The sequence below is a fragment of the Halopenitus persicus genome, assembly GCF_002355635.1.
GTDB lineage: Archaea > Halobacteriota > Halobacteria > Halobacteriales > Haloferacaceae > Halopenitus > Halopenitus persicus_A.
Genome location: NZ_AP017558.1, coordinates 1,783,996 through 1,801,407 on the forward strand (window position 1 = coordinate 1,783,996; position 17,412 = coordinate 1,801,407).

Annotated in this window: 20 protein-coding genes; 13 read left to right on the forward strand and 7 right to left on the reverse strand. The window is 69.3% G+C overall.

The features are described from left to right. The first annotated feature begins 387 nt into the window (after positions 1 to 387). The 7 genes from CPZ00_RS08615 to CPZ00_RS08645 all read left to right on the forward strand — a co-directional run bounded on the left by CPZ00_RS08615 (position 388) and on the right by CPZ00_RS08645 (position 7,146). A complete protein-coding gene (locus CPZ00_RS08615) occupies positions 388 to 1,581 on the forward strand; it encodes an MBL fold metallo-hydrolase (protein WP_096390517.1) in 1,194 nt (397 codons plus the stop codon). 6 nt (positions 1,582 to 1,587) lie between these two features. Next, a complete protein-coding gene (locus CPZ00_RS08620; RefSeq protein WP_096390518.1) occupies positions 1,588 to 2,145 on the forward strand; it encodes a YeeE/YedE family protein in 558 nt (185 codons plus the stop codon). Continuing rightward, positions 2,145 to 2,597 (forward strand): YeeE/YedE family protein, encoded by a 453-nt coding sequence (locus CPZ00_RS08625; protein WP_096390519.1) that lies wholly within the window; start codon positions 2,145 to 2,147, stop codon positions 2,595 to 2,597. Before CPZ00_RS08620 ends, CPZ00_RS08625 begins: the two co-directional genes overlap by 1 nt. A gap of 20 nt (positions 2,598 to 2,617) precedes the next feature. Continuing rightward, positions 2,618 to 3,838, forward strand: a complete 1,221-nt coding sequence (locus CPZ00_RS08630) for an inorganic phosphate transporter (RefSeq protein WP_096390520.1) — start codon at positions 2,618 to 2,620, stop codon at positions 3,836 to 3,838. Positions 3,839 to 3,940: 102 nt separating this feature from the next. Then, entirely contained in the window at positions 3,941 to 4,501 is a 561-nt protein-coding gene (locus CPZ00_RS08635; protein ID WP_096391653.1) for a class I SAM-dependent methyltransferase, read from the forward strand. A 118-nt stretch (positions 4,502 to 4,619) separates the two neighbouring features. Further along, positions 4,620 to 6,629, forward strand: coding sequence for an SLC13 family permease (locus CPZ00_RS08640; RefSeq protein WP_096390521.1), 2,010 nt, complete (start codon positions 4,620 to 4,622; stop codon positions 6,627 to 6,629). 70 nt (positions 6,630 to 6,699) lie between these two features. Further along, the gene (locus tag CPZ00_RS08645) at positions 6,700 to 7,146 is read left to right on the forward strand and encodes a pyridoxamine 5'-phosphate oxidase family protein (RefSeq protein WP_321167641.1); all 447 of its coding nucleotides are present in this window, start codon (positions 6,700 to 6,702) and stop codon (positions 7,144 to 7,146) included. Between the two features lie 156 nt (positions 7,147 to 7,302). On the opposite strand, the gene CPZ00_RS08650 is transcribed toward CPZ00_RS08645, so the two are convergent. From CPZ00_RS08650 to CPZ00_RS15605, 6 genes are all read right to left on the reverse strand, one after another. Continuing rightward, positions 7,303 to 7,764, reverse strand: a complete 462-nt coding sequence (locus CPZ00_RS08650) for a universal stress protein (protein ID WP_096390523.1) — start codon at positions 7,762 to 7,764, stop codon at positions 7,303 to 7,305. A 93-nt stretch (positions 7,765 to 7,857) separates the two neighbouring features. Then, on the reverse strand, positions 7,858 to 8,121 hold the full coding sequence (locus tag CPZ00_RS08655) for a hypothetical protein (RefSeq protein WP_096390524.1): 264 nt from the start codon (positions 8,119 to 8,121) through the stop codon (positions 7,858 to 7,860). A gap of 158 nt (positions 8,122 to 8,279) precedes the next feature. Further along, on the reverse strand, positions 8,280 to 8,504 hold the full coding sequence (locus tag CPZ00_RS08660) for a CbaC protein (RefSeq protein WP_157744214.1): 225 nt from the start codon (positions 8,502 to 8,504) through the stop codon (positions 8,280 to 8,282). After that, positions 8,504 to 10,384 (reverse strand): b(o/a)3-type cytochrome-c oxidase subunit 1, encoded by a 1,881-nt coding sequence (locus tag CPZ00_RS08665; protein WP_096390526.1) that lies wholly within the window; start codon positions 10,382 to 10,384, stop codon positions 8,504 to 8,506. Before CPZ00_RS08665 ends, CPZ00_RS08660 begins: the two co-directional genes overlap by 1 nt. Beyond that, positions 10,381 to 10,938, reverse strand: a complete 558-nt coding sequence (locus CPZ00_RS08670) for a cytochrome c oxidase subunit II (RefSeq protein ID WP_096390527.1) — start codon at positions 10,936 to 10,938, stop codon at positions 10,381 to 10,383. Before CPZ00_RS08670 ends, CPZ00_RS08665 begins: the two co-directional genes overlap by 4 nt. Before the next feature lie 3 nt (positions 10,939 to 10,941). After that, a complete protein-coding gene (locus CPZ00_RS15605) occupies positions 10,942 to 11,115 on the reverse strand; it encodes a hypothetical protein (protein WP_172861808.1) in 174 nt (57 codons plus the stop codon). Positions 11,116 to 11,215: 100 nt separating this feature from the next. Between CPZ00_RS15605 and CPZ00_RS08675 the strand changes: the two genes are divergently transcribed. The 4 genes from CPZ00_RS08675 to CPZ00_RS08690 all read left to right on the forward strand — a co-directional run bounded on the left by CPZ00_RS08675 (position 11,216) and on the right by CPZ00_RS08690 (position 15,064). Next, complete coding sequence (locus CPZ00_RS08675) at positions 11,216 to 11,419, forward strand: hypothetical protein (RefSeq protein ID WP_096390528.1); 204 nt, start codon at positions 11,216 to 11,218, stop codon at positions 11,417 to 11,419. A gap of 60 nt (positions 11,420 to 11,479) precedes the next feature. After that, complete coding sequence (locus CPZ00_RS08680; protein WP_096390529.1) at positions 11,480 to 14,029, forward strand: heavy metal translocating P-type ATPase; 2,550 nt, start codon at positions 11,480 to 11,482, stop codon at positions 14,027 to 14,029. 85 nt (positions 14,030 to 14,114) lie between these two features. Beyond that, the gene (locus CPZ00_RS08685; RefSeq protein ID WP_096390530.1) at positions 14,115 to 14,489 is read left to right on the forward strand and encodes a universal stress protein; all 375 of its coding nucleotides are present in this window, start codon (positions 14,115 to 14,117) and stop codon (positions 14,487 to 14,489) included. Further along, the gene (locus CPZ00_RS08690; protein ID WP_096390531.1) at positions 14,486 to 15,064 is read left to right on the forward strand and encodes a GNAT family N-acetyltransferase; all 579 of its coding nucleotides are present in this window, start codon (positions 14,486 to 14,488) and stop codon (positions 15,062 to 15,064) included. Before CPZ00_RS08685 ends, CPZ00_RS08690 begins: the two co-directional genes overlap by 4 nt. On the opposite strand, the gene CPZ00_RS08695 is transcribed toward CPZ00_RS08690, so the two are convergent. Beyond that, positions 15,065 to 15,514 (reverse strand): universal stress protein, encoded by a 450-nt coding sequence (locus CPZ00_RS08695; RefSeq protein WP_096390532.1) that lies wholly within the window; start codon positions 15,512 to 15,514, stop codon positions 15,065 to 15,067. A 90-nt stretch (positions 15,515 to 15,604) separates the two neighbouring features. Between CPZ00_RS08695 and CPZ00_RS08700 the strand changes: the two genes are divergently transcribed. Continuing rightward, entirely contained in the window at positions 15,605 to 16,033 is a 429-nt protein-coding gene (locus CPZ00_RS08700; protein ID WP_096390533.1) for a universal stress protein, read from the forward strand. A 111-nt stretch (positions 16,034 to 16,144) separates the two neighbouring features. Continuing rightward, positions 16,145 to 17,410, forward strand: a complete 1,266-nt coding sequence (locus CPZ00_RS08705; RefSeq protein ID WP_096390534.1) for a DHH family phosphoesterase — start codon at positions 16,145 to 16,147, stop codon at positions 17,408 to 17,410. The last annotated feature ends 2 nt before the right edge of the window (positions 17,411 to 17,412 follow it).

A 17,412-nucleotide genomic window follows, 5' to 3' on the forward strand; every position in this document is an offset into this window, starting at 1 on the left:
GCAAACGTCGTTTGTGTGTCTGCGCATGCGTCGTGCACTCGATCCGAGGCGTTTCGCCGACGTTTTCCGGGCGCTTCGCCGACGTTTTCCGGGCGCTTCGCCGACGTTTCGTTTCGCTCGCGGCGTTCGACCGGGACGCACACCCGTCGACGGTCACTCTGTCGCGTGCAGGCTCGTCGGCCGCGGTACGAGTCGTCGTTTCGACTGACCGGTTGTGATGGACGCCGATCGTCACTCGACTCTCGGGATCGACGGTCTCGTCGTGTGTGCCGCCCTCCAGGTCGTGGACGTCGCCCTCCGTGACGTTCCCGACCTCTATATTGTGTGGTTTATGAATTACTATACAAACTCTTATATGCCGCCAACCGGTATGGTGCAATACACGCAATGAACCCGGAAGACTTCCCCACGCCGGATGCGGACGTGGAGACCATCGAGCCAGAGGCCCTGAAGGACCGGATCGACGCCGGCGAGGACGTCACGCTCCTCGACGTGCGGATGCAGTCGGAGTACGAGAAGTGGCACGTCGACGGCGAGACGGTCGAGTCGATCAACGTCCCGTACTTCGAGTTCCTCGAGGACGAGGTCGACGAGGACGTTCTCGACCGGATTCCGGCCGATCGTCCGATCTCGGTCATCTGTGCGAAGGGCGGCGCCAGCGAGTTCGTCGCCGGAACGCTCGCCGAACTCGGCTACGGCGTGAACCACGTCGCGGACGGCATGAACGGCTGGGCCCGGATCTACGAGGCCGTCGAGGTGACCGGCTACGACGGCGCCGGGACGCTGTTGCAGTATCAGCGTCCGTCCTCGGGCTGTCTGGGATACCTCCTCGTCGACGGCGGGGACGCGGCCGTGATCGACCCCCTGCGGGCGTTCACCGACCGGTACTTGGCGGACGCCGAGGCACGCGGTGTCGAGCTGACCTACGCGCTCGACACCCACATCCACGCCGACCACATCTCCGGCGTTCGCGCCCTTGCGGACCGCGGCGTCGAGGGCGTGATACCCGAGCCGGCCGTCGATCGCGGCGTCACCTATGCCGACGACCTGACCACGGCGGTCGACGGCGACGTCCTTGCGGTCGGCGACGCCACGATCGAGGCCGTCTACACGCCGGGGCACACGACCGGAATGACCTCCTACCTCGTCGACGATAGTCTGCTCGCGACCGGCGACGGGCTCTTCATCGAGAGCGTCGCCCGCCCGGACCTCGAGGAGGGCGACGAGGGTGCCCCGGACGCCGCCCGGATGCTCTACGAGTCGCTGCAGGACCGCGTGCTGACGCTTTCGGACGACACGCTCGTCGGCGGTGCCCACTTCAGCGATGCGGCCGAACCGGCCGCCGACGGCACCTACACCGCGTCGATCGGCGACCTGATGCGACGGATGGACGCGCTCTCGATGGACGAGGGCGCGTTCGTCGAGCTGGTCCTCTCGGACATGCCGCCCCGGCCGGCCAACTACGAGTCGATCATCGCGACGAACCTCGGCCGGGAGACCGTCGACGACGAGGAGGCGTTCACGCTCGAGCTCGGCCCCAACAACTGTGCGGCCAGCCAGGAGTCGCTGGCGGGTGACTAAGTCCCGATGACCCTCGATCCGGCGTTGCTCCAGGCGTTCGCCGAGCCGTTCCCGAACGGGCTCAGCCGATACGTCGTCGGCGGGCTGCTGGTCGGGCTCGGCGCGACCGTGATCTACGTCGGCACCGGGATCGCGGCGGGCGCGAGCACGTTCCTCGAGTCGACGCTCTCGTACGTCTCCGATCGGTCGCGGTTCCAGCGGTACGTCGCCTCGCGGGGCTGGCGGCTCGTGTTCACGTTCGGCATCATCCTCGGGGCCGCGCTCTTCGCGGCGACGGTCCAGTCCGGACTGATCACGACCTCGCTCTACCAGTCCGGATCGACGGGCCGGATCTACGAGCTCGCCGGCGTGACTCTCTGGCTCACCGATGTCCAGCCGTGGCGGCTGTTCCTCGGCGGGATCCTCGTCGGGATCGGCACCCGGGTCGGCAAGGGGTGTACCTCCGGCCACGGCGTCTGCGGGGTCGGGTCGGCCTCGAGGACCTCGATCGCCGGCGTGGTCACCTTTCTGCTGGTCGCCATCGTCACCGCGCAGGTCGTCGCGGCGCTGGGGGTGACGCCGTAATGGCGCGGAACCGCCACCCCGCGTTCCTCCCGCTGATCCTCGTCGGCGGTCTGGTCTTCGGGTTCGGCCTCGGCTTCAGCCACATGGCGCGGCCGGAGGTCGTGCTCCAGTTCCTGCAGTTTCAGGACTTCGGCCTCCCGTTCGTGATGTTCGGCGCGGCGATCGTCACGGGGATCGCCTTCGCGGTGCTCCCGCGGGTCGCCGACGCCGCGCCGTTGACCGGCGATCCCTTCGAGCGCCGCCTGAAGTCCTTCGACCGGAACGTCCTCGTGGGCGGCGCGATCTTCGGCGTCGGCTGGGGACTGTCCGGCATCTGCCCCGGCGCCGCATACGCGAGCCTCGGGGTCGGCAACGTCACCATCCTCTGGGCGATCGCCGGGATGTTCCTCGGCGCGTACCTCCAGGGCCGGTGGCGGAGCCGCCCGGCGTCGGGCGACGCATCGGCGCGGTAACCCGCAGGCGCTTTTCAGCTATGGATCCAACGACGATACTCCCAGTCGTGGCCGCGGCCATCGCCAGCCTGTTCATGGCGTGGGTCATCGGCGCCGGCTCCAGCGGCGCGACCCCGTTCGCGCCCGCGGTCGGCGCCGACGCGATCGCGACGATGCGGGCCGCCTTCGTGGTCGGCATCCTCGGGTTTGCGGGCGCCGTCACCCAGGGTGGTAACGTCTCGGCGGCCGTCGGGCGCGGGCTCGTCGACGGCGTCACCCTCCCGGTCGCGGGCGTCATCATCGTCCTCCTCGTCGGCGCGGGATTGATGGCGATCGGCATCCGTACCGGCTACCCGATCGCGACCGCGTTCACCGTCACCGGCTCCGTGATCGGCGTGGGACTCGCGCTCGGCGGCACGCCCGTTCCGAGCACGTCCCTCGAGATCGGTGCCGTCTGGCTGTTGACGCCGGTCGTCGGCGGCGGGATCGCCTTCGCCATCGCGAGCGTCCTTCCGCGGCCCGACGTGCCGGAATCGTGGAGCATCCCCCTCCTCGTCGCGATCGTCGGCGCGGTCCTCGCGAACGTCGGGTTCGCGTTCCTCGGCCCGACGGGCGACTCGGGCTCGATCGCCGCCGCCGTCGCCGGGGTCCTACGGGAATGGGTGGGAAGCCGGGGAGCCGCCTCCGTGCTCGTCGGCGGCGCCACCCTCCCGCTCGGCCCGGTCGCGGCCACGGTCGGCATCGCGACCGCGCTCGCCGCGCTCGTCCGGTGGGACGTCAGCCGCGACGAGACCGGGGGACTCAGGCGGGTCCTCCTCGGGCTCGGCGCGCTCGTGGCGTTCTCTGCGGGCGGAAGCCAGGTCGGCCTCGCGGTCGGACCCTTGCTGCCGCTTTTCGATGCGGTCGAGTCCGTCCCGACCGTCGCGATCCTCGTCGGCGGTGGCCTCGGGATCCTCGTCGGCTCCTGGACCGGAGCGCCCCGAATGATCGGCTCGCTCGCGCGCGAGTACTCCTCGCTGGGCCCACGGCGATCGATCGCCGCGCTCGTCCCGTCCTTTTTGATCGCACAGCTGGCGGTTCTGCTCGGCGTCCCCGTCTCGTTCAACGAGATCGTCGTCTCCGCGATGGTCGGCAGCGGCGCCGCGGTCGGCGGCTGGAACGCGGTCGACCCGCGGAAGATCGGATTCACGATCCTCGCGTGGATCGCCTCCTTCGCGGTCGCGTTCCTGCTCGGATACGGGATCGCGCTGGCGGCGATCTGATGCCGTTCGATGGAGGATCGTTCGATCGTATTCGTCCGATCGTTCGACCGTATTCGTCCGATCGATCCGACCGGTTTTATCGATGCGTCGTCAACGAACGGTATGGGATTTCACACCTTCGACGCCGGCCGTGCCGCCCAACTCGAGGAGGCCGGAAAGCGCTATCGCTACCTCTCGCGTGAGGAGCTGCTTGCGGCGATCGACCCGGATCCGGACGACGTCCTCGCGGACCTGGGCAGCGGCACCGGTTTTTATACCGACGACGTCGCCCCGCACGTCGACACCGTCCACGCGGTCGACGTCCAGGCCGAGATGCACGACTACTACCGCGAGAAGGGCGCGCCCGAGAACGTCGCGTTCGTGACGAGCGACGTGGCCGACCTGCCCTTCGAGACGGACGCGCTCGACGGCGCGTTCTCGACGATGACCTACCACGAGTTCGCGGGCGAGGCCGCCCTCGAGACGCTCGCCCGAACGATCGTCGGCGGCGGCCGGCTCGTGGTCGCCGACTGGTCCGCGGACGGTGCCGGCGAGGCCGGCCCGCCGGTCGCGGAGCGATACGCTCCGGCAGACGCGACCGACGCGCTCTCCGCGAACGGCTTCGACGTGGTTCGTGCCGAGGAGCGGCCGGAAACGTTCCTGATCGTCGCCGTTCGGCGGTGACCGAACCCACTCCGTGGACCCGGGACCGGGACACGTCCGCGGACACCCCTTCCGTGCCTGCGTTCCGTCGGCGCGTCGACGCACCAACAGTCAAGTCGCCGACCGTCCACGATGCGGTATGGAGTCCGCGGCGGTCCCCGACGTGGTCGGCGTGGTGAGCCTCTCGGCGATTCCGGACGCGCTCGGCGCGGTGAGCAGTGCCGAGGCGTTCGGCGCGGTGAGCGTCGCCGAGGCGTTCGGCGCGGTGAGCGTCGCCGAGGCGTTCGGCGCGACCGCGTCGGTCACCGGCGTGACGGCCGGGATCTCGGGGGCGACCGTCGTGTTCGGGCTCATTCTCGCTGCGCTCGTGCTCTTCGTCACCGAGGCGATCCCCAACGACGTCACGGCGATCGGCGTCATCGCGGCGCTCGTCCTGCTGGAGCCGTGGACGGGGGTCGACGCTCGGTCGGCGATCTCGGGATTCGCCAACCCGGCGACCGTCACGATCATCGCGATGTACATGTTGAGCGCGGGGATCCAGAACACCGGCCTCGTCCGCCGTCTCGGGATACACCTCGCGGACCGCGTCGGCGGCAGCGAGTTCCGGGCGCTCGTGGCGACCGTCTGCACGGCCGGCCCCCTCGCGGGGTTCATCAACAACACGCCGGTCGTCGCCGTCTTCATCCCGATGATCACCGACCTGGCCGCGGAGACGCGGACCAGTCCCTCGAAGCTGCTGTTGCCGCTCTCGTACGCGGCCATCCTCGGGGGCACCCTCACCGTCATCGGCACCTCGACGAACATCCTCGCGAGCGACTTCGCCCGGCTCCTGATCGACGGCCGCGACGGGATCGGGATGTTCGAGTTCACGGGACTCGGCCTCGTCGTGTTCGGCGTCGGGATCGCCTACCTGTTGACGGTCGGCCGACGACTGATCCCCGCGCGGGTGCCGGTCGACGCCGACCCGATCGACGAGTTCGACCTCGAGGACCACCTCGCGATGATGCGCGTCCGGCCGGACTCGCCGGTCGTCGGGCGACCGCTCGACGAGCTGGATGCCGAGGTTTCGGACGTCCGCATTCTCCAACTGCGCCGCGACGGGGAGGCCCGCGCGCGCCCCGACTCGCCGGAGCCGGTCCGGGCCGAAGACCGCCTCGTGGTCCACGGCACGCTCCAGGCGATCAACCGGCTTCGCGAGACCGCGGGCCTCGGACAGCTGCTGGGGCAGGACGTCACCGAGGAGACCTTCGAAGGGGCCGACACGGACGGGACGCTGGCGAGGGCGCTCGTGCCCGACGCGTCCGGGTACGTGGGGGAGACGATCGCCGAGACCGGGTTCGCCGACTACCACGACACGACCGTTCTGGCGGTCCGTCGCGAGGGCGAACTCGTCCGGACCGGGCTCTCCGAGCTGTCCCTCCGGGCCGGCGACCTGCTGCTCGTTCGCACCACGCCGGCCTCGATCCGGTATTTCACCGACGCCGGCGACCTCCTGGTGGCCGACGAGGTCGCCGTCGACCGGCTCGCGACGGCCGACCCCGCGACGGTCGCGCCGATCTCGGACACGGCGCCGGTCGCGGTGGCGATCATGGTCGGCGTCGTGGGCGTCGCGGCGCTCGGCTCCCTTCCGATCGTTATCGCCGCGCTTGCCGGCGTCTTCACGATGGTCGTGACGGGCTGTCTCCGCACCGCGGACGCCTACGACGCCGTCTCCTGGAACGTGGTCTTCCTGCTCGCGGGCGTCATTCCGCTCGGGCTCGCGATGGACCGAACCGGCGGGGCCGCGATGCTCTCTGAGCTGCTCGTCTCGACCGCCGACGTCCTCCCGCTCCTGGCCGTTCTGTTTCTGTTCACCGCCGTGACGGGGCTGCTCGCCAACGTGATCACGCCGGTCGCCACCGTCGTGTTGATGATCCCCGTCGCCGTCGACGCCGCGGCCAGGCTCGGCGCCAACGAGTTCGCCTTCCTGCTCGCGGTCACCTTCGCCGGCGCGACCTCCTTTATGACGCCGGTCGGCTATCAGACGAACCTGATGGTCTACGGCCCCGGCGGCTACCGGTTCGGCGACTTCCTCCGGGTCGGGGGACCGCTCCAGCTTCTCCTGGCGGTCGTGACGACCGTCGGGATCGCGGTCGGCTGGGGGTTGTGAGCGTCCCGGCGCGACCTGCCTTCGTCCGAACGCGGGGAACGGTTTTCCCGGAGCCGCCCGTATGCCGGGTATGGCTCCCGACGTCATCCAGCTCGGCAACGACGAGCGTGACGAGTTCCTCGGCACCGGCGGCACCGGCGTCCTCTCCTTCGCCGCGGACGCGAACGATCCTCCTCACTCGGTCCCCGTCTCCTACGGCTACGACGCGGCCGACGAGACGTTCTACTTTCGGCTCGCGACCGGGGCAGACAGCGGCAAAGGTGATCCGACCGACCGTCCCGTCTCGTTCGTGACCTACGGGCAGCGCCAGGGACGCTGGAACAGCGTCGTCGCCGAGGGGCGGCTCGTGGTTACCACCGACGAGGACGTCGCGCTCGAAACCCTCCAGGGGCTCGAGCGCGTCCACATCCCGTTCGTCGAGATCTTCGGGGCGCCGCCGGATGCGATCGACTTCGAGTTCTTCCGGCTCGACCCGGCGGACCTGACCGCTCGCACCGAGCAGCCGGTCCGTCGCTGAGAGATATAAATACGGCCGGACGTCTCCCGCATATCCTTATCAATCATCGACTCCGAACGTCGGCGCTCGACCGCGTCCTGACGATCGGATGGCGTGAGTGAGGCGACGGTCGAGTTCGGTATCGGGGACGGCCGGTTCAGTGTCGGAGTCGGTCGGTTAGCCGTCAGAGACGGTCGGTTCGGCATCGGTCGAGTCCGCTTCCCCGACGAGCACGACCGGGACCTCGACGTCCTCGACCACCGCGGCGGCGGTGCTGCCGAGGAGCACGGTCTTCATCGTCGAGCGTCCCGTCGAGCCCATCACGACGAGGTCGATCCCCGCCTCTTGGACGTACGCGAGCAGTTCCTCGTGGGGGACGCCCGTCCGGATCGCGGTGACGACCTCGAGGTCGGGTCCGGCGGCCGACCGGACCGCCTCGGTGGCCGCCTCGCCCTCCCGCCGGAGGTTCTCGCGGACCGTCTCCGGGTCGACGATCGCGTTGTCGTAGGCGGTTCGCGTTTCGACGACGTAGACGGCGTGCAGCGTCGCGTCGTGGGCCGTCGCGAGGGCGATCGCGTGGTCGGTCGCCTCCCTGGCGGTCCCGCTGCCGTCGGTCGCGAGAAGCACGTCGGTGTACACGGCCGCGGGTTCGTTCGGCTCCTACAAAGGTCTATTCGACGGCATGCGCCGTTCCGCCGGCTCCGAAACGGTGGCGGGCCGGTGTGGCCGGCGTCACGCCGTGCGGTCCGTCGACGACCCACCGCGCCGCCGGTCCCCGTTCCGGCCGGTCTTCCGGCCCGCGAGCAGGAACAGCGCGACCAGGAGCGCGCCGAACGTGACCGTTCCGATCCCCACCGGGGAGACCGAGATGGCGCCCAGCCCGACGACCGAGATCGCGGTCACCGCCGCGCCGAGGACCACGGCCACTCCGAGCAGGACCGCGCCGATGAGCTTGATCGCCCCGTCGAGCCGTGAGACCGATCGTTCAGGTGACATACACGTATTCCTTGGTTCCATACTCTTAAACCAACGACGCCGATTCTCAGGACGTTGGAACACCGATGAGCGCGACCGGTTCACGAAACGGAACCTTCGACCCCGTCGGCGGCCCCCGTGAGGGGCGGTCCTCGTCGCGAAGACGGATCCCCGCGACCCTACTTCGAGTCGGCCTCGGCCAGCTCCGACTCCGTCCGCCACTTGTCGAAGAAGGAGATGTAGCCGTAGATCCCGAACGCGAGCACGACGACCGCGATCAGGTACGGGACGATCGGCACGCTTACGCCGAGGAACTCGAACAGCGTCCGGAGTTCGTAGAGCCCGATGCCGAACACCGCGAGCGCGACGAGCAGGCCGCCGCGGGTGATCGACGGATCGACCATCACGGCCACCCCCCGATCCGGCCGCCGCCCAGTGCGTCGGCCGTTCGGTCGGCGAGGAGCGCGATGGCGTCCGGCGCTCGGTCCACGACCGTTGTGAGGACGTTCGGGGCCCGGTCGACGAGGATCGGGACGGCGTCGAGGACCATCGGATACGCCTCGCCGCCGGGACCCAGCAGGCCGCCACGCTGGATGATCGCGACGATCGGGAGGGCGTACGCCAGCAGCACGAGCAGCACCGCGATCCCGCCCCACAGGCGAATGTTGTCGAGGACGAGCGGCGCGTCCTCCGCCCCGGAGATCGGCTCGGAGATCGTCTCCGCGAGCCCGTCGGTTCGGTCGTTCCCCATCGTCAGGACGACGTTGCTGAGGAACAATACGGCGGAGGCGAAGAGGATCGTCCCGCCGATGGCGACTTGGAGGTTCAGTTCCGCGTAGCCGCCGAAGGCGCTCCCGTACTCGAACCCGCTGTACGTCGGCTCCGCGGTCCGGCGCGGAACGCCGAGCAGCCCCTGCGCGTGCATCGCGTTGGACATGAGCCCCATCCCGACGAACCAGAGGACGACCTGCGCTAGCCCGATCTGCTTGCTGTAGATCGGCTTGTTGGTGATCTGTGGCCACAGCCAGTAGGTCGCCGCCATGAACGTCAACGCGACGGCGGTTCCCACGGTGAGATGGAAGTGGCCGGGGACCCAGATGGTGTTGTGGATGAGGTAGTTGATGTTCATCCCGGCGTTGACCATCCCGGAGTAGCCGCCGGCCGCGAACATCAGCCCGGCGAGCATCATCCCGGTGAACGCCGGGTTACGCCACGGCAGCGTGCGCAACCAGCCGAAGAGGCCGGTTCCGCCGCGCACTCGTGCGCCATACTCGACGCTTGCGACCACGGTGAACGCGGTCAGCAGGCTCGGCAACAACAGGAACATCGTGTTCGTCATCGCGACGAACTTGAATCCCTCCGCGATGCCGGGATCGAGGTACTGGTGGTGGATCCCGACCGGCGTCGACAACAGGAGGAACAGCACGAACACCACGCGGGCAAGCGGGTCGCTGAACAGTCGCCCGCCGGCGATCGACGGCAGGACCGTGTACCACAGCAGGTACGCCGGCATCAGCCAGAAGTAGACGACCGGGTGGCCGAAGAACCAGAACAGCGTCCGCGTCAGCGTCGGGTTGACGGTCTCGATCAGTCCCAGCGACCACGGCAGCAGGAAGAACAGCACCGAGATCGCCAGCGCCGACGTCGCCACGTACCACATGATCGTCGTGGTCAGGACCATAAAGGTCTGCAGCGGGATCCGCTCGTCCGGGTTCTCGCGCCGCCAGGCGAGGTAGGTCCGCCACCAGTCGAGTCCCGCCAGCCAGGTCCCGACCAGGAACACCGCCAGCCCGCCGTAAAAGAGCGGGTGCGCCTGCAGCGGGGCGTAGAAGGTGAAGAGCACGTCCGCGCTCATATCGACGGCGCTGGTGAACCCCGCGAGGATCGTGATCCCGGTCAGCGTCATCCCGGTCGCCATCAGCCCGTACCACGTCCAGGAGAACCGCATATTCACGAGCGGGCGGTCCAGGCTCCGCACGAGCGCCCAGGTGAACACGCCCACCAGGAAGAAGATGGTGAAGCTCAACACCAGGAAGACGCCGTGTGCCGTGAGGAACGTGTAGTAATCGACCGAGCTGAACGGCCGGGCGATCCCGGTCCGGTGGAGCGTCTGAATGATCCCGAAGGTCGTGCCGATCGCGAACGCCAGGAACGCCCCGAGGAACGTGGCCCGGACGATGCGTGCCTCATCGGGGAACCGGTCGTAGAAGGTTTCCGAACCGGATTCGGGTCCGCCGGCCGTGTCGTCCGACGCGGTCGCCGGCGCGTCCGCGGTCGCGGTCATTGGTCACCTCCGCTTTCGTCGCTCCCGTCGGCGCCGCCGTCGCCAGCCCCGTCGGCGCCGTTCGACGCTTCGAACTCGTCCTGCGGAACGATCTCGACCGTGGCCTCCATTCCGTGATGGGCGGCACCACAGTATTCGTTACAGATGACGCCGTACTCGGTCGGACCGCCGGTCTCGACGGTCAGCGTCGAGACCTCGCCCGGGATCACCATCGTGTTGGCGTTCGTGCCCACCACCTCGAAGCCGTGGGTGACGTCCCGCGAGGTCACCATGAACGTCACCGTGCTGTTTGCCGGTATCACGATCGGGTCGGGCTCGAAGCCGAACTGGAAGGCGACGACGTACGCCTCGTACTCGTTTTCCCCAACCTGCTCGACGCGCGGTTCGGCGAAGCGGTCGTCCTCGTCCAACGCCGTCGGATCGACGGTCGGCTGGTCGGCGGCGACCATCGAGACGCCCGGCCCGACCGCGCCGTAGGTGACCGAGCCGATGAGCAGCAGGATCAGCCCGAGCCCGAGCGCCAGCCAGATCTTCTCGTAGCTGTGTACGTGCATCGGTCATCCCACCACGATCAGGTCGTTCCCGAGGAACTCCACGAAGTAGATGTACACCCACATCGTCACCAGGATGCAGAAGTACACCAGGATCAACGCGAGGGTCCCCTTCGGGTCGAACGACTTCGGGTCCTCGACCAGCCCCGCCGCCGTCTGCTCGCTGTCTGTCGTACCCATAGGCAAAAGTTACCGAACTCGACCACTTATATCCGCAGGGTGGTCTCGCCGCCTGGGATCGCCCCAGGCCTATTTATTCTCGGCCCTACACGTTCGGAGTATGGATCTTCCGCCGCAACGCATCGTGCTCCTGGGTCTCCTCGCGACGCCGACGGCGATCGTCTTCGCCGCCTCCCGCGGCGAGCCGGCGGTCGTGCTCGCGGTCGTCAACGTGCTCATCATCGTCGGGAGCCTCGTCCGGGCGACCGGCGGCGAGACCGGTGCGGCCCACCACGACGCCAAGGACGAGACGTCGGCCGCATAGCTCCGCGGAACTCCACCTCCGCGGAGCCATCCAGTAAACGACCCCCGAGAAGTCATCGAGATGGCCACCTGCACACTCTGTGACCTTCCCACGCCCGCGGATCCCGTCACCGACCCCGACGTCGAGGGCGCGTTCTGCTGTCGCGGCTGCCTCGAGGTCTCCCGGTCGCTCGGCGGGATGGCGGACCTCGAGGACGCCGCCGCGGACGTCGACGCCGCGATCGGATCGACCGCCGCGGATCCGGGTGCTTCCGGGACTGGACCCGTCGATACGGAGCGGTCCGTCGACGACCTCGAGACGACCTATCTCCACGTCGACGGGATGCACTGTGCGACCTGCGAGCGGTTCCTCGAGGTGACGGCGGGCCGGGCGGAGGGCGTCGAAGCGGCGACCGCGAGCTACGCGACCGACACGGTCCGCGTCGACCACGACCCCGACCGGATCGACGATGCGACCCTCACGGACGTCCTCTCGACCGCGGGCTACGAGGCCACCGACCGCCGCGATCGGACCGAGATCGAGGACGATGCCGTCGACGTCGTCCGGTTCCTCGTCGGCGGCGGTCTGTTCGGGATGATGGCGATGCTGTGGTACGTCCTCTTTTTATACCCGGCCTACTTCGGCTACGACCCCCTCGTCGACCTCGGCGGCCTCTCGGGTCGGTACCTGTTCGCACAGATCTGGGTGTTCACCTCGGTCGTGCTCTTTTATACCGGGTTCCCGATCCTCCGCGGCGCGTACGTGAGCCTTCGCGCCCGGCAACCGAACATGGACCTCCTCGTGTCGCTCGCCGCGGGCAGCTCCTACGCCTACAGCACCCTCGCGATGCTCGTCGGGCGAACCGACCTCTACTTCGACGTGACGATCGCCGTCATCCTGGTCGTCACCGGCGGCGGCATCTACGAGACCCGGATCAAGCGCCGCGCGACCGGCCTCCTCTCGGAGCTGACCGCCGCGATGGACGACGCCGCCAGGCTGGCCGACGGCGACGAGGTTCCGATCGAGGACGTCGAGCCGGGCGACCGCCTGCGAGTCCTCCCGGGCGAGCGCGTCCCGCTCGACGGAACGATCGTCGAGGGGACCGCCGCCGTCGACGAGGCGCTCGTCACCGGCGAGTCGCTCCCGGACACCAAACGTCCGGGGGACGCCGTTCGCGGCGGGACCGTCGTCACCGACGCGCCGCTCGTCGTTCGCGTCGGTCCGGACGCGACGAGCACCCTGGACCGGCTCGTCGAGCTGCTCTGGGACGTCCAGAGCGCGCGCTCGGGCGCCCAGCGGCTCGCCGACCGCCTCGCGACCGTCTTCGTCCCCCTCGTCGTGACCGTCGCCGTGGTCGTCGGTCTCCTCCGGCTGGCGACCGGCGCGGCGCCCGCAAGCGCCGCCCTCGTCGCGCTCACCGTGCTCATCGTCTCGTGTCCGTGCGCGTTCGGGCTCGCGACGCCGCTGGCGGTCGCCGCCGGGATCCGGGAGGCCGCCGAACGGGGGATCGTGATCGCCTCCGCGGCCGTCTTCGAGCGCGCCGGATCGATCGACACCGTCGTCCTCGACAAGACCGGAACGCTCACCGACGGCGAGATGCGCGTTCTCGACGTCGAGTCCCTTGCCGGCACGACCCCGGCCGACGGGACTGACGACGGGACGGTTGATCCGGTCGATGCCGACGAGGTCCTGGCTCGGGCCGCGACCCTCGAACACGCGTCTCCGCATCCGATCGCGACGGCGATCGTCGACCAGGCTGACCCGGCCGGCGATCAGGCGACCGGGCCCACCGACCGGGTTGCCGATGGCGGCGTCCTCGAGAACGCGCAGGGGGCGACTGCGTTCGAGACGCCCGCGTTCGGGGACGGTCGTCACGCCGGCGACGACTCGACGCCGCCGGACGTCGATGCGAACGTCCGTGACCGTGGCGTCGTCGGGACGATCGACGGGGTCGAACACCGCGTCGGTCACCCGTCCCTCTTCGACGCCTGGACGATTCCCGACGGAGTTGCGGATCGAATCGACGCCAGCCGATCGCGGGGGAACGTTCCTGTTCTCGTCGGGTGGAACGGTGCCGCCCGCGGCCTGATCGCGGTCGGGGACGACGTCCGCGATGGGTGGGAGTCCGTCGTTTCCGATCTCGCCGATCGGGGACTGGAGATCGTCGTGTTGACCGGCGACAGCCCGGAGGCCGCCTCGCGGTTCGAGACACATCCGTCGATCGACCGCGTGTTCGCCGGCGTCCCGCCGGAGGCCAAGGCGGAGACCGTCTCCCGGCTCGCCGAGACGCGGTCGGTCGCGATGGTCGGCGACGGCAGCAACGACGCGCCCGCGCTGGCGGCCGCGACGCTGGGGATCGCGGTCTCGGGCGGGACCGATCTCGCCGTCGACGCCGCCGATGCCATCGTCCTGGAGGACCGGCTGGCCGCGATCCCGGAGCTGTTCGCGCTGATCGCCGGGACGAACGGGCGCATCAGGGCCAACCTCGGCTGGGCGCTCGTCTACAACGCGGTCGCGATCCCGCTCGCCGTCGCGGGTCTGTTGAATCCGCTGTTGGCCGCGCTCGCGATGGGTTCGAGCAGCCTCCTCGTGGTGCTCAACTCCTCGCGGTCGATCCTCGACGATCCGTGACCCGGATCGGCGAACGTGACCCCATCCGCCGGTGATCGATGACCCGACGAACAACGTTTTTTACACGGGGCATCGACTGCCGAGTATGAAGGTCCTGCTCGGGATCGGCGGCAGCGACGACTCGCTTCGCGCGCTCGAACGGACGGTCGACCGCGCCGTGGCGGCCGGCGACGACCTCGTGGTCGCCGTGCTCGAGAATCCCGACTCCGACCGCACCCCCGAGGAGGTCGCGGAGCACGTGGAATCCACACTCGCGGACCTCGAAGCCGACGTCGACGTCGAGGTCCGGCTCGTCGAGGGTGACCCCGGCAGCCGGCTCGTCGACATCGCCGAACGCGAGGGATTCGACCGGATCGTCCTCGGCGGCGGTCAGACGAGCCCGATGGGGAAGATCACGCTGGGAAGCATCGCGGAGTTCGTCCTGTTGAACGCCAAGACGACCGTCACGCTCGTCCGATGACGCCGAACCGCTTCCCCGAGGAGGTCGCCGACGACTATCCGGAACCGCCGATCAGGTTCACCGACCGGACCGACCGCGCGATCGAGGTTCGCGCCTACGACGGGAGCGAGCGGGAACGCGACGCGCTCGCGTCGATGTACGAGGCGTTCGATCCGGCCGACCGCGCACAGGGTATCCCGCCGGGACACGCCGACGAGATCCGGAAGTGGCTCTCCACGATCCTCGATGCGGACTGTTACAACGTCCTCGCGTGGCACGGCGACGACGTCGCCGGCCACGCGACGCTCGTCCCGCCCCCCGACGACGACGGCGAGTACGAGCTCGCGATCTTCGTCCTGCAGGAGTATCAGGAGGCCGGCATCGGAACCCGCCTGATCGAGGCCCTGCTCGGATACGGCCAGGCGGACGGCGTCGAGGCGGTCTGGCTCACCGTCGAGCGATGGAACCACGCCGCGGTCTCGCTGTACGAGAAGATCGGCTTCGAGACCTCGGACGCCGAGAGCTTCGAGATCGGGATGTCGCTCCGGCTCAACCCGCCGGGCCGGGCGGCCGACGACGCTGACGCCGACGAGTAGTTAGACCGACAGGACCGGCTGACTCGCGTACAACAGCACGTACTCGGCCGCCTTCTCGAGCACCTCGCCCGGGTCCCCGGAGACCGGCTCCCGCGGGACCACGAGGAAGTCGGCGTCGACCTCCTCGGCGGTGTCGAGGATGACGCTTCCCGGATGGGTCGTCTTCACCTTCGTCGAGAAGCCGTACGCGATGGAGGTCGTCACGGGGACGCCCGTTCCGTCTGCCCGGTCGAAGATCGCCTCGGTGAACGATTCCGTATCGGTCGCGACCGTCGATTCGTCGACGGCCCCGGTCTCGATCCCCCGAGCCACGTCCTCGCCGAGGACGTACACCGCGTGGACGGTCGCGCCGTACTCCTCGGCGATCGCGATCGCGTACTCGACCGCCTGCTGTGACTCGTCGCTGCCGTCCACGGGGGCCAACACCAGGTCGATGTCGAGGGTCGCCATGTTCTACCGGTTCGTCTCGCCCCTCAAAAACCCCCCTGTCCCGACTGGCCGAGCGGCCCTTTTAAGCACGGGGCGGCTGAACGGTCGCGTATGTTCGAGACCATCGTCATCGCCACCGACGGCTCCGACAGCGTGCGCCGCGCCGTCGACGTCGCGCTCGATCTGGCCGACCGATTCGACGCGACGGTCCACGCGCTGTACGTGATCGACAGCGGCGAGGTCGAATCCTCCCCCGACGAGGTCAGGGACGATCTCCGTGATGCGCTCGACTCCCGGGGTCGGGAGGCGATCGAGACGGTCGAACGCGACGCCGCCGTGCCGGTCGAAACCGCCGTTCGGGAGGGACGGCCGGCGGCCGAGATCTCGACGTACGCCCGCGACGTCGATGCGGACGTCGTCGCGACCGGCACCCGTGGTCGACACGGCGAGAACCGATTCCTCATCGGCTCGGTCGCCGAGCGCGTCGTCCGGACCTGTCCCGTCCCGGTCCTCACCGTCAGACAGCTGTCCGGCGAGTGACGGGACGGTCCACGGTTCATTCGGTCGCGTCGGTCAGCCACGACCGGTCCGCCCGCCGAATCGATCGGCGCGGAACCGCGGAGTTTTCCACCTCCCGCCCGTCGCTCGCGTATGGACGAGGAACTCATCGACGACGGCTCGATCCCGCTGTCCCGCCGGACCCGGCTCCCGGGCGCGGGCTTTTTTTATCCCGACTCGCTCGACGAGGAGCGTGCCGAGCGCCGCGCCGAGGAGACTCTCACGGGTGCCGAGGCGGTCGTGATCGCCGACGGCGACGCCGACGGGCTCGCTTGCGCCGCAATGGTGCGTGCGCAGTACGACGCCGCCCTCGACGTTGCCGACTTCGAGGCCGACATCGCGGACCGCATTGCGGACGAGTCGGACGCCGACGCAACCGGTGACGCCGAGACGGATGGGGACACCGACGCGGCCGAGGGCGCCGAACAGTCATCCGACGACGTCGAGGAACCCCACGAGCGCTCGACGGTCGCGCTCCTCGCGGCCGGCCCCTACTCGATCGACGACTCCCTCGAGCGCGTCCTCGAGTACGCCGACCCGGGGATCGACCTGTTCGTCTGTGACCTGTGTCCCGACGACTTCGAGTGGATCGCCGACCCCCTCACGGGGCTCGTCGACCACGCCGCCTCGATCCGGTGGTTCGACCACCACCAGTGGGACGACGAGACCGCCGCGGCGGTCCGGTCGGCCGGCGTCGACCTCGTCGTCGGCGATTCCGAGGAGGAGTGCACCGCGGACGTCGCGCTCCGGTCGCTCCCCCACGAGTTCGACGACCGGTGGACCGAGCTGGCCGCCGTCACCCGCGATCACGACCTCTGGATCAAGGAGGACCCTCGCTCCGACGACCTCGCCGATTACGCCTACTGGACCGGCGCGGAGGAGTACGTCACCGTGGTCGGCGCCTACGGCGCGGACCTCCCCGAGACGGTCGATCGATTCCTCGAGCATCGACGCGTGGAGAAACGCGAGCGGATCGAGGCCGCCGTCGACCGGGCGGTCGTCCACGAGGTCGGCGACTGGTCGGTCGCGGTCACCTACGGCCGCTGTTCACAGAACGAGGTCGCCGAGACGCTCCGCGAGCAGGGTGCCGACGCGGCGGTGATCGTCAAACCCGCCGGCTCCGCGTCCATCCGCGGATCGGACGGCTTCGAGCGCGCCCACGAGGTCGCCGGCCGCGTCAACGGCGGCGGCCATCCCAAGGCCGCCGGCTGCAAGCCCGACATCTACGACGACATGCTCGATTACGCCAACCACTGGACGACCGAGGGACAGGCCGCACGCAAGGTCATCCTCGGCGCCTTCGAGGCCGTCGCGGACGAGGCGGCCGAGAACGCGGCGACCGAGGCCGCGGCCGAGTAGCC